14 protein-coding genes are annotated in these 17273 nt (G+C 48.3%); all 14 read left to right on the forward strand.

The genetic code is table 11. From position 1 onward, the window contains the following. Positions 1–299: 299 nt before the first annotated feature. The 14 genes from A372_RS0132125 (at position 300) to A372_RS0132190 (ending at position 17236) form a co-directional block, all read left to right on the forward strand. Positions 300–1556: a competence/damage-inducible protein A gene (locus A372_RS0132125; protein WP_019425061.1), complete on the forward strand. Its 1257-nt coding sequence runs from the start codon at positions 300–302 to the stop codon at positions 1554–1556. A gap of 254 nt (positions 1557–1810) precedes the next feature. Continuing rightward, entirely contained in the window at positions 1811–2863 is a 1053-nt protein-coding gene (gene recA / locus A372_RS0132130) for a recombinase RecA (RefSeq protein ID WP_026011424.1), read from the forward strand. Positions 2864–3039: 176 nt separating this feature from the next. Then, positions 3040–3723 carry a regulatory protein RecX gene (locus A372_RS0132135; RefSeq protein ID WP_019425063.1) on the forward strand — a complete coding sequence of 228 codons (684 nt, stop codon included), beginning with the start codon at positions 3040–3042 and terminating at the stop codon, positions 3721–3723. Positions 3724–4023: 300 nt separating this feature from the next. Further along, positions 4024–5571 carry a ribonuclease Y gene (gene rny / locus A372_RS0132140; protein WP_019425064.1) on the forward strand — a complete coding sequence of 516 codons (1548 nt, stop codon included), beginning with the start codon at positions 4024–4026 and terminating at the stop codon, positions 5569–5571. Between the two features lie 71 nt (positions 5572–5642). Beyond that, on the forward strand, positions 5643–6437 hold the full coding sequence (locus A372_RS0132145) for a TIGR00282 family metallophosphoesterase (protein ID WP_019425065.1): 795 nt from the start codon (positions 5643–5645) through the stop codon (positions 6435–6437). A 138-nt stretch (positions 6438–6575) separates the two neighbouring features. Then, entirely contained in the window at positions 6576–6836 is a 261-nt protein-coding gene (locus A372_RS0132150; RefSeq protein ID WP_006286829.1) for a stage V sporulation protein S, read from the forward strand. 180 nt (positions 6837–7016) lie between these two features. Further along, positions 7017–7976, forward strand: coding sequence for a dipeptidase (locus A372_RS0132155; RefSeq protein ID WP_019425066.1), 960 nt, complete (start codon positions 7017–7019; stop codon positions 7974–7976). A 207-nt stretch (positions 7977–8183) separates the two neighbouring features. Continuing rightward, positions 8184–9917: a 2-oxoacid:acceptor oxidoreductase subunit alpha gene (locus A372_RS0132160; protein ID WP_019425067.1), complete on the forward strand. Its 1734-nt coding sequence runs from the start codon at positions 8184–8186 to the stop codon at positions 9915–9917. Position 9918: 1 nt separating this feature from the next. Then, positions 9919–10785, forward strand: a complete 867-nt coding sequence (locus A372_RS0132165; protein ID WP_019425068.1) for a 2-oxoacid:ferredoxin oxidoreductase subunit beta — start codon at positions 9919–9921, stop codon at positions 10783–10785. 114 nt (positions 10786–10899) lie between these two features. After that, positions 10900–11469, forward strand: a complete 570-nt coding sequence (gene pduL, locus A372_RS0132170; protein WP_019425069.1) for a phosphate propanoyltransferase — start codon at positions 10900–10902, stop codon at positions 11467–11469. A 277-nt stretch (positions 11470–11746) separates the two neighbouring features. Further along, the gene (gene miaB / locus A372_RS0132175) at positions 11747–13300 is read left to right on the forward strand and encodes a tRNA (N6-isopentenyl adenosine(37)-C2)-methylthiotransferase MiaB (protein ID WP_019425070.1); all 1554 of its coding nucleotides are present in this window, start codon (positions 11747–11749) and stop codon (positions 13298–13300) included. A gap of 87 nt (positions 13301–13387) precedes the next feature. Beyond that, positions 13388–13867, forward strand: coding sequence for a RicAFT regulatory complex protein RicA family protein (locus tag A372_RS0132180; RefSeq protein WP_019425071.1), 480 nt, complete (start codon positions 13388–13390; stop codon positions 13865–13867). A gap of 597 nt (positions 13868–14464) precedes the next feature. Beyond that, entirely contained in the window at positions 14465–16162 is a 1698-nt protein-coding gene (locus tag A372_RS35160) for a GspE/PulE family protein (protein ID WP_019425072.1), read from the forward strand. Next, positions 16163–17236, forward strand: coding sequence for a type IV pilus twitching motility protein PilT (locus tag A372_RS0132190; protein ID WP_019425073.1), 1074 nt, complete (start codon positions 16163–16165; stop codon positions 17234–17236). Positions 17237–17273: the final 37 nt, after the last annotated feature.

Consider the following 17273-nt stretch of genomic DNA (forward strand, 5'->3'; position numbering starts at 1 on the left):
AAATACAGATTCGATGTCGAATTATCCTCTCGAGATACATCGTGATCAAAAGGGAACTTTTTAAACAACCTTTGCGAGACAGCCTTTTAAACAATAGGCGCTTTTTTCTACGACATCGACTGTAGAGTGGATCGAGGAAAGAAGGCCTATTGTTTTTTCATGAATAAAATGACTCATTGATACACGAAAGGCGCGGACAGGATGATGAAGCAGCTTGCAGCGGCTTTACAGGTTGGATTTAGCATTTACATACATTGAAAGCATGGCGGTACAGATATAGATGAAGGATGGTGTCTCATATGAAAGCCGAAATGATTGCTGTCGGTACGGAACTGCTATTAGGGCAAATTGTAAACACCAATGCACAATATTTATCTCAGCAGTTGGCTCTTCTTGGGGTTGATGTCTATTATCAGACGGTAGTTGGCGATAATGCCGATCGGCTCCGTCACACAATCGAAGTGGCGCGAAGCCGTTCGAATGTCATTTTGTTTACAGGCGGACTCGGACCTACGATGGACGATATAACGAAAGATGTGTTGGCTGAATTGCTGGGGAGCGAGTTGTATCATGACGAGGATGCATTGACCCAGATGGAGAAAATGTTTGCCGGACGCGGCACTCCGATGGTAGAAAGCAATAAGCGCCAAGCGCTCGTTATTGAAGGGGCGGACGTGCTTCCGAACAGAACTGGCTTGGCGATCGGGAATGCGATCGTTCATGAAGGTGTGGCATATATTGTGCTTCCCGGGCCTCCGCGTGAAATGAAACCGATGTTTGCAGAACAGGTCATTCCTTGGATGAAAGACAATGGATTGCTTGATGCATCGACGCTGTATACGCGTATGCTGAAATTTGCAGGCGTCGGTGAATCCAGCTTGGAGGATGCGCTTCGTGATCTAATTGAGGCGCAGGGGGATACGACGATTGCGACGTACGCCAAAGAAGGTGAAGTGCTCGTTCGTCTTGCAACGAAGAGCGATGATGCGGCTCTGGCTGCAAGCAAGCTTGGAGAAGTAGAAACGGAAATCACGAATCGTCTCGGTCAGCATCTGTATGCAGCAGAAGACGTATCGATGAACGAGGTGCTCGTCAACCATCTCATTCAGCATCAAATGACGTTGTCTGCTGCGGAAAGCTGTACAGGAGGCTTATTTGCGGAGATGATGACGTCAGTTCCGGGAAGCTCACAAGTGTTTCTTGGTGGAGCCGTAACGTATTCCAACGAAATGAAGGAACGGATTCTCGGTGTGCCCCATGAGCTGTTAGAAGGGGAAAGCGCTCCGGGAGCGGTTAGTTCTGAAGCGGCCAAAGCGATGGTTGAGGGCATGCAGGACATTGCGGACACGGATTTCACGGTTGCAATTACAGGGGTTGCCGGACCAGGCCATTCAGAACGCAAACCGGTAGGTCTTGTCTATATTGCAATCGGAGAAAAGGGCAAGGATACGCATGTCGAAGAGCTCCGCTTGAGCGGGGATCGCGACACGATCCGAATTAGAACGGTGAACGCCGTAATGTACCGCTTATGGCGGAAATTGCAAGGACATGGATAAACTTTACTTTCGTTGTGGCATAGCTTATAATTAAATTAATAGTTAACGGAGGAACCGTAACAAAGTTATCTTACTTTGTTGCGGTTTTTTTTTGCGCATTGCTACTATTTCACGTTGTACAAAATGTTAATAAAAGGGATTTGGGGGTGGTTTTTCGCAAAATAAACGAATGTATGTTCGAAAAAATGCTTGGCAAACCGATCAAAACACGGTATGATATATTTATCAAACAAACGAATGAAGGAAGTGAGTTTGTGTCAGATCGCCGCGCTGCATTAGAAATGGCATTGCGTCAAATTGAGAAACAATTCGGTAAAGGTTCGATTATGAAACTCGGCGAATCCACTCATATGCAAGTTGAGATCGTTTCGAGCGGATCGTTAGCATTAGATATAGCATTAGGTATAGGTGGACTGCCACGAGGCCGTGTTGTTGAAGTATACGGACCAGAATCTTCTGGTAAGACGACGGTTGCACTACATGCTATTGCTGAAGTGCAGAAGTCAGGTGGACAAGCTGCATTCATCGATGCGGAACATGCTTTGGACCCGTTGTATGCAAGTAAGTTGGGCGTTAACATTGATGAGTTGCTTCTGTCTCAGCCGGATACAGGAGAGCAAGCACTTGAAATCGCCGAAGCGCTCGTGCGCAGCGGTGCTGTCGATATTGTCGTTATTGACTCTGTTGCTGCCCTCGTACCGAAGGCAGAGATTGAAGGCGAGATGGGGGACTCTCATGTCGGCTTGCAAGCACGCTTGATGTCTCAAGCTTTGCGTAAATTATCCGGTGCCATCAGTAAGTCCAAGACGATTGCTATATTCATTAACCAGTTGCGCGAGAAGGTCGGCGTAATGTTCGGTAACCCAGAGACGACTCCGGGCGGTCGCGCGCTGAAGTTCTATTCTAGTGTGCGTCTGGATGTGCGCCGTGTGGAGACGATCAAGCAAGGGAATGATATGATCGGTAACCGTACACGCATTAAGGTTGTGAAGAATAAAGTTGCGCCTCCGTTTAAGCAAGCGGATATCGATATTATGTATGGAGAGGGTATTTCCCGCGAAGGCAGCATCGTCGATATCGGTACGGAATTGGATATTATTCAGAAGAGCGGTGCGTGGTACTCCTTTGACAGTGAGCGCTTAGGCCAGGGCCGCGAGAATGCGAAGCAATTCTTGAAGGAGCATCGCGACATTTCAGAAGTCATTGAGAAAAAGATTCGTGATGCCAGCAATTTATCGACGACAATCCCACAGAATGCTTCGAACGAAGAAGAAGATGCAGCACTTGAACTGGAAGTAGAAGAGTAATCATAACTGTTATGGACAAGCACCTTCAAGTTTGTTGAAGGTGCTTGTTTTTGTACACACTTTGCGATGCTTATTTATTTTGTTTGGTCATAACGGCACTGCTGCGGTATAGTAAAGATACCGTGTATTCATTGGGGGAAGAAAGAGCGAAATGAACACGGATGGAGGAGAGTACTGTGAGCGATAAGGAACGTATCGTATCCATCGTGCGGGTCGAGCGTGACGAGAAGCAGGCAGGACGATATATTATTCATTTGGATCAAGCTTCACCGCTCAACGTACATGAGGCAGTGATGATTAAATATCGCCTGTTGAAAGGTACGGAGCTATCTCTGGACTCCTTGGACGAGATATTGCGTGCAGACGAAGGGAATAAGGCCTACGTTCAATCGATCAAGTATTTGCAACGCAAACCTAGAACCCGGATGGAACTGGCCCGTAACCTGGCTCAGAAGGGCTATGAAGAGGGTATCATCCAAGAGGTGCTGGATCGGCTGGAACAGGAGTGGCTGGTCGATGATCAGGCTTATGCGCATCAATGGACGAATCAACGGGTCACCCGTCATATGAAGGGTCGTCGCTGGATACAGCACGAGTTGAAGCAGAAGGGCGTTCACGAGCAGCATATCAGTTCCGCAATAGAGGCGATAGAGCCCGAACAAGAATGGGAGAGCGCTATGCAGGCTGCCCGCAAGAAATGGCGGCAAACCAAGGGTGAACTTCATCTTCGCAAACAGAAGGTGGCGGCTTTTTTGGCCAGAAGAGGATACCCAATGGATATAGCCAGGCGTGCCGCTTACCAAGCAGCGGATGAACAGGAAGCAGAAAACGGAGTCTGGGATGGGGAAGAAGGAGAGTAAAGTGTCAGCTTGCGGCATTTGCTTGACAATATCTTTTCATGAATAATAAAATGAACATGTATCTTTATTATCACGAAATCAATTTCCCCTTCCAAAAATTGATTTCTAATGATTCATTTCGCCAATTTTGAAGATTTCCGATTGTCGCCTTTGGGCGGCGCCGGTGTATGCGGAAGCATCACCTTCGCCGGCGTAAAGACGCCGGTCACCTAGCTTAATTAAGAATATGGAACATGTGAACAATCGAAAATGAAACCTGACCCAAGCAGTGCTTGGAGCAACCAACGGGGAGGTGAGGCAATGGAGATTAACATTTGGCTCGCGATCGTTCTCGTTGTGGCTGCATTGTTCTTGGGGTTTGGAATCGGATACCTGATTCGCAAATCGCTTGCGGAAGCGAAAATAACGAGTGCCGAGCACGCCGCGGAGCAAATTATGGATAGCGCGCGCAAAGAAGCTGAGGCACTGAAGAAAGAAACGGTGCTTGAAGCAAAAGACGACATCCATAAACTTCGCACCGAAGCGGAGAAAGATATCCGCGAACGTCGGAACGAAATTCAACGTCTGGAGAGACGCTTACTTCAAAAAGAAGAGTCGTTGGATAAAAAGTTAGAATCGCTGGAACGTAAAGAAGAACAAGTGGCTAACAAAGAGAAACGAATCGAAGAGACACAAGAGCAGATCGATCGTATTTGTCAGCAGCAAGTTTCTGAATTGGAACGCATTTCGAACCTGAGCATGGAAGATGCAAGAAGCATCATCTTGACGAATGTGGAACAGGAAGTGCGTCATGAAACGGCACAAATGATTAAAGAAATCGAGCAGCAAGCGCGAGAAGAAGCGGACAAGCGTTCACGCGAGATTATTACGCTGGCTATTCAACGCTGTGCCGCGGATCATGTGGCGGAAACGACCGTTTCCGTTGTTGCGTTGCCGAACGAAGAGATGAAGGGACGCATCATCGGACGGGAAGGACGCAATATCCGTGCGCTCGAAACGTTGACGGGTATCGATCTCATTATTGACGATACGCCGGAAGCAGTCATTTTGTCCGGGTTTGACCCAATCCGTCGTGAAATCGCACGGACTTCGCTTGAAAAGCTCGTTGCCGATGGACGTATTCATCCAGCGCGTATCGAAGAGATGGTGGAAAAATCGCGCAAGGAAGTGGACGAACGGATACGCGAATATGGGGAACAGGCAACGTTCGAAGTTGGCGTACACGGCTTGCATCCTGATTTAATCAAGATTTTGGGCCGTCTGAAATTCCGTACGAGCTACGGTCAGAACGTGCTCAAGCATTCCATGGAAGTAGCTTATCTTGCTGGTTTGATGGCAGGAGAGCTCGGCGAAGATGTGACATTGGCGAAACGTGCCGGATTGTTGCATGACATCGGAAAAGCGTTGGATCACGAAGTGGAAGGATCTCACGTCGAAATCGGCGTAGAGTTGGCGAAAAAGTATAAAGAACATCCAGTAGTCATCAACAGCATCGCATCTCATCACGGCGATTGTGAAGCAACTTCCGTCATTGCCATGCTGGTCGGAGCGGCGGATGCCCTCTCAGCAGCAAGACCGGGCGCGCGTAGGGAAACACTCGAAACGTACATCAAACGTCTGGAGAAATTGGAAGATATTTCAGAGTCGTTCGAAGGCGTGGAGAAATCGTACGCTATCCAAGCCGGACGCGAAGTTCGTGTCATGGTCCAGCCGGATAAGATCGATGATGCGGAAGCCTACCGCCTCGCTCGAGATATTACGAAGAAGATTGAGGGCGAGCTAGACTATCCGGGTCATATTAAAGTAACGGTTATTCGTGAAACCCGCGCTGTGGAATATGCGAAATAACATGGATATATGGGATTAGGAGAAGTGGCCCTAGTGGCCACTTCTCCCTTTTAAGGAGGACCTTGTTCAACATGAAAGTGATGTTTATTGGTGATATTGTAGGAAATACGGGACGTAAAGCGGTCAAGCTGCTCCTTCCGTCACTCAAACAGAAATATAATCCTCACATCATTATCGCCAATGCGGAAAATGCTGCAGGCGGACGCGGCGTAACAGCTGCAATAATTAAAGAGTTCGCCGATCTAGGCATTCATGGATTTACGATGGGCAACCATACGTGGGATAACAAAGATATTTTCGAATGGATCGATGACGAGAAGCGCTTGGTGCGACCAGCCAACTTCCCGCCGGGTACGCCGGGGCGGGGGTATGCATCCATCAAAGTGAACGGCAAAGAATTAGTCATCATCAACCTGCAAGGACGCACATTCCTGCCGGCCATCGATTGTCCCTTCCGGAAAGCGGATGAGATTATCGAGTCGCTTGGCAAAAAGCGCAAAGCAGTGCTCGTAGATTTCCATGCGGAAGCTACGTCCGAGAAGATTGCGATGGGCTGGCATTTGGACGGGCGCGCATCGCTCGTCGTCGGTACGCACACGCATGTGCAGACGAATGATGACACCATTCTGCCGCAAGGCACAGCATACTTGACGGATGTGGGCATGGTCGGTTCCAAGGAAGGCGTGCTTGGCATGGAGCGAGAAGCGGTGCTGCGCAAGTTCAAGACGCAGCTGCCGGTCCGGTTCGTCGTCGATGAAGGTAAATGGCAGTTCCATGCAGTAGTTGTGGACATCGACGAAGCGACGGGGCAAGCCGTTAAAATGGAAAAGGTGCGCGTTCGCGAGGACGATTGGATTATGAGCTAGACGTTCGTTTTTCGGACGTCTTTTTTTTGTTTACAGAGGAATGGGAGTGAAGGATGAGATAGAAGGAATTTTTGGGAGTTTCTCGAATATGTTGTAGTATTGGAGTCTAACCCTAACATTCCCGAGGAGGTACTTTCCATGGAAGTATTAAAGGTTTCAGCAAAGTCCAATCCAAATTCGGTAGCTGGAGCGTTAGCAGGGGTTTTGCGCGAACGGGGAGCAGCCGAACTGCAGGCAATCGGTGCCGGGGCCTTGAATCAAGCGATTAAAGCGGTCGCGATTGCACGGGGATTCGTCGCACCAAGTGGTGTGGATTTGATTTGCATACCTGCATTCACGGATATTGTCATTGACGGTGAAGATCGGACGGCAATTAAGTTAATTGTAGAGCCTAGATAGTGTGAAGACATGGAAATGACCGGGGGACTTTCTTAGCCTGTTTACGATGTAAGCAGGTTTTTTTACTTTGCTGAATGAGACGAGCCAGCCTGTAATAAACTCGGCGCTTAGTCGGACGGGCGTAACGAGGCATTGTCCACCGATAAGAGCTGCACATGCCTATGAAAGGATGAGAGATGGATGAATCACCGAGTTATCGATTTTCATTGTGACGTACTGTACAAAATGCTCTACCAAGGCAGCATTCATTTTGACCGTGAGGAGGGGCTGGATGTAACGTTGCCGCGAATGCGCCAGGGTGGAGTAGGTATGCAGGTGTTTGCGCTGTTTCTGGAAGATTCGCTTCTATCCGGTCCGCCTCGCTTTTCACAGGTGCTGCGCTGCATTGATTTGTTGCGTGAACGAATCAATGCTTTGCCAGGAGTTGAATACATACGTTATCGTGAAGATGTTGAACGATGGGAGCAAGATGCCGATAGTATTGGGACGCTCTTGTCACTAGAAGGTGTGGATGGCTTGGAAGGGGATATGGTCTACGTGCGCACGGCCTACGAGCTGGGTGCGCGTTTTGTCGGGTTAACGTGGAACCATGCCAATTGGGCGGTTGACGGGACGCTTGAGCCGCGTCAGGGCGGGTTTACGAGCAAAGGACGGCAGTTCATTCGTGAATGCGACCGGCTGGGGCTGATGATTGATGTGTCGCACTTGAATGAGAACGGATTTTGGGAGCTGCTTGATCTGACGGAACGGCCGATATTTGCCTCTCATTCTAATGCAGCACATATACTCGAGCATCCTCGTAATTTGAAAGACAAGCAGATTCAAGCAATTATTGAACGTAACGGGCGTATCGGCATAACGTTCGTGCCTTATTTTATTAAGGATGGAGAAACGGTAACGATTGATGATTTAATTCGGCATATTGACCACATCTGTGAGCTAGGTGGCGAAAATCACGTGATGTTCGGGTCTGACTTTGACGGTATTGACCGGAAAATTGACAAATTGGAGCATTCAGGACAATACGCTCATCTGCTGGAAAAATTGGATAAAAGATATTCGTCGACATTTGTCAAGCAGATCGCTCACACTAATGCATTGCAATTTTTGAAGACAAATCTACCTTTGCGAGATGAATAAGACAAATATTCATCTCGCAAAGGTATCATATCCATCGAAAGTTGCTATCGTGGACAACGGGGAAAACGCTTGCTTTTTCCTACACCCGGACATAGAATGAGAGTGACTCAACCATTACTATTTTTTTACTTGTTACATTTTATCGAACTTTGGTGTGCATCTATGAGGATGCAAGCGCGAGTCACCTTTCAAAAGGAGTGGGCGAGCTTGATTAGTCAATTGTCTTGGAAAATCGGGGGTCAGCAAGGGGAAGGCGTAGAAAGTACGGACCGTATTTTCTCGACGGCATTAAATCGTCTTGGTTATTATTTGTACGGCTATCGTCATTTTTCTTCCCGTATTAAGGGTGGACATACGAACAATAAGATCCGCATCAGCACGAAGCCGATTAGAGCGATTTCGGACGACTTGGATATTTTGGTCGCATTCGACCAAGAATCAATCGATTTGAACGTTCATGAGCTGCGTTCTGGAGGCGTCATTGTAGCGGACGCGAAATTTAACCCGGTCGTTCCAGAAGGAAACGATGCGCGGTTGTTCGCGGTTCCGATTACGGCGATCGCAGAAGAACTGGGCGCCTCACTGATGAAAAATATGGTCGCTTCCGGCGCTTCGTGGGGATTGCTTGGGTTGCCGCTCGAAGTATTTAACCAAGCGCTTGAAGAAGAATTCGGACGGAAAGGTCCGGCTGTCGTCGAGAAGAACGTGGAAGCGGCGCGCCGTGGCGCAGAATTTGTGCTGGAGCAAGCAGGCGGACCGCTGAACGAGTTCCAATTGGGGCCGGCAGATGGTAAGCAGAAGCTGTTCATGATCGGCAACGATGCAATGGGTTTGGGCGCGTTGGCTGCCGGTTGCCGGATTATGGCGGCCTATCCGATTACGCCAGCGTCTGAAATAATGGAATATTTGATTAAACGTCTGCCGAAGTTCGGTGGTACAGTCATTCAGACAGAGGATGAGATTGCTGCTATAACGATGGCAATTGGGGCGAACTATGGCGGTGTGCGGGCTATGACAGCGTCTGCCGGACCGGGGTTATCGTTGAAGACGGAAGCTATCGGCTTAGCTGGCATGACGGAAACGCCAATCGTAATTGTCAACACCCAGCGCGGGGGTCCGAGCACAGGTCTTCCGACGAAGCAAGAACAGAGCGACTTGAACGCTATGATCTATGCGACACACGGTGAAATTCCGAAGATTGTAATCGCACCGAGTTCGATTGAAGAATGTTTCTACGATATGATCGAAGCGTTTAATTTAACTGAGAAATATCAAGTTCCGGTCATCGTCTTGACGGATCTTCAGCTCTCTCTCGGCAAGCAGTCCTGTGAAATGCTGGACTACGAGCAAATCGTCATCGACCGCGGCAAGCTGGTCAATGACTTGCCTCCGTTAGAAGAGCATAAACAATTCAAGCGTTACGAGCTCACCGAAGACGGCATTTCTCCTCGCGTAATCCCAGGAGAGAAGGGCGGACTGCATCACGTAACAGGCGTTGAGCATGACGAAACGGGACGTCCGTCGGAAAGTTCGGTTAACCGCAAAAATATGATGGACAAACGGCTGAATAAATTGAACGGTCTGCACATCACGAATGCAATCCATGTAGACGCACCCCATGAACAGCCAGATTTGCTCTTGGTTGGCATGGGTTCCACAGGAGGAACGATTGATGAAGCGCGGACAAAGCTTGAAGCCGAGGGCATCAAGACGAATCATATTACGGTCCGTCAAATCTATCCGTTCCCAGCGGATTTGTTCGCACCGCACGCGGAACGAGCGCAAGTAATCGTCGTTATCGAGAACAATGCGACCGGTCAATTGGCGGATCAAATCAAGCTGAATGTCGGGTTCGGCGAGAAGACGCGCCGTATTAACAAATACGATGGCACGCCGTTCCTGCCTTCGGAATTGTACAAACAAAGCAAGGAGTTGGTCTAGAATGGCTACGTTTAAAGAGTTCCGCAACAATGTGAAGCCGAATTGGTGCCCGGGCTGCGGTGATTTCTCGATACAAGCGGCCATTCAACGCGCAGCGGCCAACGTCGGCTTAGAGCCTGAACAATTAGCGGTCGTATCCGGTATCGGATGCTCCGGACGGATATCCGGATATATTAACGCATACGGCTTTCATAGCATCCATGGCCGCGCACTTCCAATAGCTCAAGGCTTGAAGCTGGCCAACCGTGATTTGACGGTTATCGCTTCCGGCGGTGACGGAGACGGCTTCGCCATCGGGATGGGGCATACGGTGCATGCGATTCGTCGAAACGTGAATATTACGTACATCGTAATGGACAACCAGATTTACGGCTTGACCAAAGGACAGACGTCTCCGCGGAGCGCAGTGGGCTTCAAGACAAAGAGTACGCCGGAAGGCGCTATCGAATCGACGCTTTCACCATTAGAAATTGCGATGGCATCCGGAGCAACCTTCGTTGCCCAGTCGTTCTCCAGCGATTTGAAACAACTAACGTCACTGATTGAAGAAGGGATCAAGCATGAAGGCTTCTCATTTATTAACGTATTTAGCCCATGTGTTACCTTCAACAAAATTAATACGTATGATTGGTTCAAGGAGAATATCATCAACCTGAATACGGTAGAGAACTATGACTCTTCGAACCGCATCATGGCCATGACGAAGCTGATGGAATCCGGCGGGATGATTACAGGACTTATATATCAGGATAAGACAAGAAAGAGTTATGAGAACCAGGTGGTGGGCTTCCGTCCGGAACCGCTCGCCAAGCAAAATTTGCAAATTTCGCCTACCGATTTCGAGAAATTGGTGGCAGAATTCAAATAATTGTTGAAAAAGACATGCGTCAATTGACGCATGTCTTGTTTATTTTTCTAGTATAAGTAGTATAATATGAGTTGGTACTAGCTAGAGAGAACACATACGTGAGGTGGATGAGAAATGAAAACTGTACCCGTTGGCGTATCTGCTCGCCATATTCATTTAACCCAAGAACATGTTGAAGCATTATTTGGACCTGGGTATCAATTGACGGAATTTAAGCCGTTGTCTCAACCGGGACAATTTGCTGCGAATGAAACCGTTGAAGTTATCGGACCGAAAGGATCCTTTAATAAAGTACGTATTTTGGGACCGGCACGCCCGGCTTCTCAATTGGAAATTTCCCGTACGGATTCCTTCGCTATCGGTGTGAAAGCTCCTGTGCGCGAATCCGGCGATATTAATGGAACTCCAGGCATCTTGGTCAAAGGGCCTGCAGGAGAAGTGGAATTGCAAGATGGCGTTATCGTCGCAGCTCGTCATATTCACTTTCATACATCAGACGCTGAAAAATATGGCATTCAAGACAAACAGAAGCTCCGCGTTGCTGTAGGTGGCGAACGTGGTGTCGTATTCGATAACGTTGTCGCACGCGTATCTGCGAACTTCGCGCTTGATATGCACATCGATACGGATGAAGCAAACGCAGCGGGCGTCAAGAACGGCGATACTGCGGAGATCATTGACTAATACACGCATAACTTTACAATAGGTCACATCAGAGAATGCAGCATGTCCACTCCGGACTTGCTGCATTTTTTTAATATGATGATATCGGGAGCGTTCAATGCTTAACGACATTGCTGTCAAAAAGAGATTTTGCATATCACAGAATTGATGTTCAATTCCCCTAATGGTATAATTTGAAGTAATGCTTTTTTAGCTACTACCTTACAAAATTACGAATTATACAGAGAATGAATAAGAGGAATATACTATCACAAACCAAGAAGAGGGAGTGGCCGACATGAGCAAAAAGTCGAAGGATTACTCCAAATATTTTGATTTCTCGAACGCAAAAGTTATTTCCGAAGATGAACACGGTAAACGTATCCGTATAAATGGTCGTGAAATCAACATTATTTCGGAGCCAAACCAACGTGAAGAGAAGCAGCGCGGCAAGCAAGATATTCAAGTTCATTACGACAATGCAGTCGCGGAAGAGCTGCAAGGTCTCGGGAACGGGAAGAAATATCTAATCTATACGTTCGGCTGTCAGATGAACGAGCACGACTCCGAAACGATGAGCGGATTGCTCGAACAGATGGGGTATGAGAAGACCGATGAAAGAAAGAAAGCGGATATCATTTTGCTGAACACCTGCGCGATTCGAGAAAATGCGGAGGATAAAGTATTCGGTGAGCTGGGACATTTAAAGACATTGAAGCTGGAAAAGCCGGGCCTCGTGCTTGGGGTATGCGGCTGCATGTCGCAGGAAGAAAATGTAGTCAACCGCATCATGCAAAAGCATCATTTTGTCGATATTATTTTCGGCACGCACAATATACACCGTCTTCCTTATTTAGTGCGTGACGCTTTGTTCAATAAGGAAATGGTTGTCGAAGTGTGGTCGAAAGAAGGCGACATCATCGAGAATCTTCCGAAGAAGCGCGAAGGCATGCGCGGCTGGGTGAACATTATGTACGGATGTGATAAGTTCTGCACATACTGCATCGTTCCCTATACCCGGGGGAAGGAGCGCAGCCGCCGTCCTGAGGACGTGATCGCGGAAGTGCGTGAGCTTGCCCGTCAAGGCTTTAAAGAGATTACTTTGCTGGGACAGAACGTCAATGCATACGGCAAAGATTTTACAGATATGAAATATACGTTCGGGGATCTGATGGATGACATTCGCAAGGTTGACATTCCACGGATTCGATTCACGACTTCCCATCCACGAGATTTCGATGATCATCTGGTGGAAGTGTTGGCGAAACGCGGCAATTTGGTGGAACATATCCATCTGCCGGTACAGTCCGGGAGCAGCGAAATATTGAAGAAAATGAGCCGCAAGTATGATCGTGAACTGTTTTTGGATCTGGCCGGGAAAATTAAAAAGGCCATTCCTGACGTTGTGCTGTCGACGGATATTATCGTCGGTTTCCCTGGAGAAAGCGACGAGCAATTTGAAGAGACCATGTCGCTGGTGAAGGAAGTGGAATTCGACTTTGCCTTTACGTTCATCTATTCCCCGCGTGAAGGAACACCAGCAGCCGGAATGGAAGATAACGTTCCGATGGATGTGAAGAAGGCCAGATTGCAGCGATTAAATGAATTGATGAAACAGCTTAGCCGCAAGAGCAATGAAAAGCTGCTTGGCGAAACGGTGGAAGTGCTCGTCGAAGGCGAAAGCAAGAACAATTCGGACATTTTATCCGGCCGTACGCGCACGAACAAGCTCGTTCATTTCGCAGGATCGAAGGAATTGATTGGCCAATTCGTCAACGTCAAGGTGTATGATGTCATGACATTTTACATTAAAGGCGAGCTTGTCACAGAACCGATGCAAATAAGTTCTTAAAATTTTCCTCTTTTTAGGTTACAATGAACAGAGGATGCTTGATACATTTTCCAATACACTAGTTCGAATAGATGGGAGAGGTTCTCATTGTCGCAACAATCACAATCTTCGCCACAAGACTCGCAACAAGCCCATCAGACGGGCTGCGGTATACCTTCGTTCAATACGCGCGATTTACTCGTGCGCGATGATATTATGGCAAAGGCCAAACAAATGGCCGAATTGATATGCACAACTGACGAAGTGCAGCATTATCAGCAGGCAGAGAAGCTGGTTCAACAGCATAAGCGTGTGCAGGAGCTCATCCCCCTCATCAAGAAGAAGCAGAAGGAAATCGTCGCTTTCAAATCGTTCAAGAACGTGCAAATGGTAGACAAAATTGAAACGGAGATCAATTCGCTTCAAGATGAGCTGGATAACATTCCGCTCGTTGTTGAATTTCAACAGAGTCAGAGCGATGTAAACTACTTGTTGCAGCTCATTATGTCCGTCATTCGAGATACGGTGTCGGATAAAATTAATGTAGAGGCGGCAACACCAGAGGATCCGGAGACATGCAGTGACTAAGGTCTGCACAATGTAGGAACCAGCACCAGAGCGGTGCTGGTTTTTTTGTTTTTTATTTTGCAATATAGAATATATAAAAGTCATAGCGGAAGATCTTTTCATCTAGGAGTCGTCCCTTTCCCCATCGCGGAGAAGATATGCCTGTTTCATCCCTTGCCGTACTCTCCCCTTCATTCAGACTGATAGCATTACGCTTTCATTCAAACGAAACATACTGCCAGTCTTTCGTACAATGCCCTTAGCTCCATTCTCCCATACTGTCAGGAAGGAAAACGTCTAGGATAAAGAAAAGCCCTGCTTTTTCGTATGCCATACCATGAAACGACTGATTATACTGGCAGTTATCCAGAGCAAGTAGTCGATTTATGAACATAGGAAAGAGATAATGACAATTTATTGAACGAAATCGACAGTGTTATGGATAACAGTTGTCAAATGTGAGACAAATTTAAAATATATATGTGGGATATATTGACAATGGGAATAGGGTATGGTTATATAGCACTAAGAAAAAGTTTAAGCGCTTATCGTTATAGGTATATAGTATTACATATTTGAGGCAGGAAATAGTCATCAATACTCTGTACGAGGTGACTCATGAAGCAGCGCAAGCGAATCGGAGAATTATTGGTCGACGTCGGTCTCATTACACCTACCCAATTGCAACATGCTTTGGCGGAGCAAGCGAAGCGGAAAGGTCGTTTAGGAGATATTTTGCTGTCGGAAGGTTTCATTAATGAGCAGCAGTTAATCGAAGTGTTGGAATTCCAATTAGGGATTCCTCACATCCAGCTATACCGCCAACAGATCGATCAGCAAGCCATTGATCTCATTTCGCAGCGTCTTGCCGAACAATACCGGGTGCTTCCTTTGCGAATTGACGGGTCGAAGCTCATCGTAGCTATGGAGGATCCGTTGGATTATTATGCTCTAGAAGAGTTGCGTCTTGCCACCGGATACCGGATTGAACCGACAATTGCCTCGCGAGAGGAGCTTGCGCGCACGATTCGGCGTTATTACGGAATGCAGGAATCGGTGGACGAAATGCTGCAGCAGCTGCAGATGCATGAGGAAGAATCATTATCCGCCCAACTCGAAGACGAGCAATCCCCAGTTGTCAGAACGGTAAATCAATTAATTACACAGGCAGTTAATATGCGGGCGAGCGATATTCACCTCGATTCTCAAGATGATGAACTAGTAATTCGTTATCGTGTAGATGGCGTGCTGCGTACCGAGCGGACGCTTCCTAAGCATATGCAGAATGTCATTGTAGCCCGAATCAAAATTTTGGCCGACTTGAACTTGACTGAACGCCGTTTGCCTCAGGACGGCCGGTTCGAATGGCTCCACGATCATGCTCAATGGGACGTTCGCGTCTCTACTCTTCCTACGATCCATGGCGAGAAAGTCGTCATGCGGTTGCTCAATCAGCACCACGGCCTGACCGGGTTGGAACAGCTCGGTTTCACCCCACATAATTTAACCCAATTTCAGCAAGCAATACAATCGACATATGGCATTGTACTGCTGACCGGACCGACCGGCAGCGGCAAATCAACAACTTTATATGCGGCGCTATCTCAGCTTTATCACGAGGGCATCAATGTTATGACGATTGAAGATCCGGTCGAATATCAGCTGCCAGGAATCAACCAGGTGCAAGTGAACGCGGCAATTGGAATGACCTTTGCCCGCGGGTTAAGGGCGATGTTGCGTCAAGACCCGAATATTATTATGGTCGGAGAGATTCGCGATCTAGAAACGGCAGAAATCGCTATTCGAGCGGCGATGACCGGGCATCTTGTACTGAGCACATTACATACGAACAGCGCTGTCAATACGATGACACGATTGATGGATATGGGGGTAGAGCCGTATCTTGTCTCCTCATCTCTGCTCTGTGTCGCCGGGCAAAGGCTCGTGCGGAAGGTCTGCCCGCACTGTGCGCGGCCATATAGACCTGCATTGGAAGAGTGCGAGTGGTTAGGACGATATAACTTGCCAGTCGATGGGTTGCGACGCGGCGAAGGGTGCGAAACATGCTCACGGACCGGATATCGGGGAAGACTGGCCATTCATGAGGTGCTGACGATGGATGATAAGCTGCGGATGCTCACCATGAATAAACGTCCGGATAGTGAATACCGTGCGGCGGCGGCCGAGCAGAACTTTGCCTCTCTATTCGAGGATGGTCTGCGCAAAGCGGCAGATGGTCTAACGACGATTAGCGAGGTGTTCCGCGTAGCGAGCCCGACGGATGAAGAACGGCAGGAAAGGGGTATGCAGAACTAAATGAGCATTTTAAAGCATTGGTCCGAGTGGCTTGCAATCGCAGTGGCCAAGGAAGCGTCCGACATGCATCTGTCACCTGATATGCCCCCGATGATGCGCGTGATGGGCGAATTGCAGGTGATGGGGAACCGCATTCTGACTGGAACGGACTGTACCGAGCTGTGTGAAGGGTTATTGTCGCAGCAGCAATGGAAGCAATTCGTCATCCGGGGGGATGTGGATGCCGCAATCCAGCACAGCGAGGCTGTTCGCATCCGTCTGCATGTGTATCGCATGCAAGGAAATCCATGTCTTGCGGCCCGGATCGTTCATAGCAAGGCGGCCTCCATCGATTCGTTGGGACTGCCAGAAATCACGCGACAGCTTATTCAACAGAAGCAAGGACTTGTGCTTGTCGTTGGTCCGACGGGCAGCGGGAAGTCGACTACGCTGGGTGCTTTTGTGAACGAATTGAATCGGACGAAGCCGCTCCATATTGTGACGCTGGAGGATCCGGTGGAAAAGGTGCATCGCTCCCAAAAAGGTCTTGTTCATCAAAGGGAAATTGGAATTGACACGCCTACGTTTTATGATGGCTTGCGTGCTGCGCTACGGCAGGATCCAGACATTATCGTCATAGGAGAAATGAGGGACAATGACACTATCTCGACAGCCCTGAGTGCTGCAGAGACGGGGCATCTCGTATTCGGAACTCTGCATACGTCCAATGCCGCCATGGCTATCGATCGGCTCATCGACAGCTTTCCAGGCGAGACGCAGCAGCATATCCGCTCGCAATTGGCGTCGGTGCTCGTTGGCGTAGTGGCGCAGCGTCTGGTGCGAAGACAGTATGAGAAGGGGATGACAGGCATATTCGAATTGCTGGTCAATATTCCAGCAGTGGCGCACTGCATCCGCTCGGGCAGGACACATCAATTGCCCGGTATTATGCTGACGAGCCGAGCCAACGGTATGATTACCTTTTCCCAAGCGTTTGCAGACGCGGCGGCCAGCGGACTCATAGCTTATGATGCGGTGCAGCCGGATATCGATAGAGGCGCAGAACTTGGAGAAGCGGTTCGAGGCGAACACTAAATTAAAGCGCTTATATATTTGGGTGAAATGAGGTTGT

The organism is Paenibacillus sp. OSY-SE (assembly GCF_000283315.1).
GTDB lineage: Bacteria > Bacillota > Bacilli > Paenibacillales > Paenibacillaceae > Paenibacillus_B > Paenibacillus_B profundus.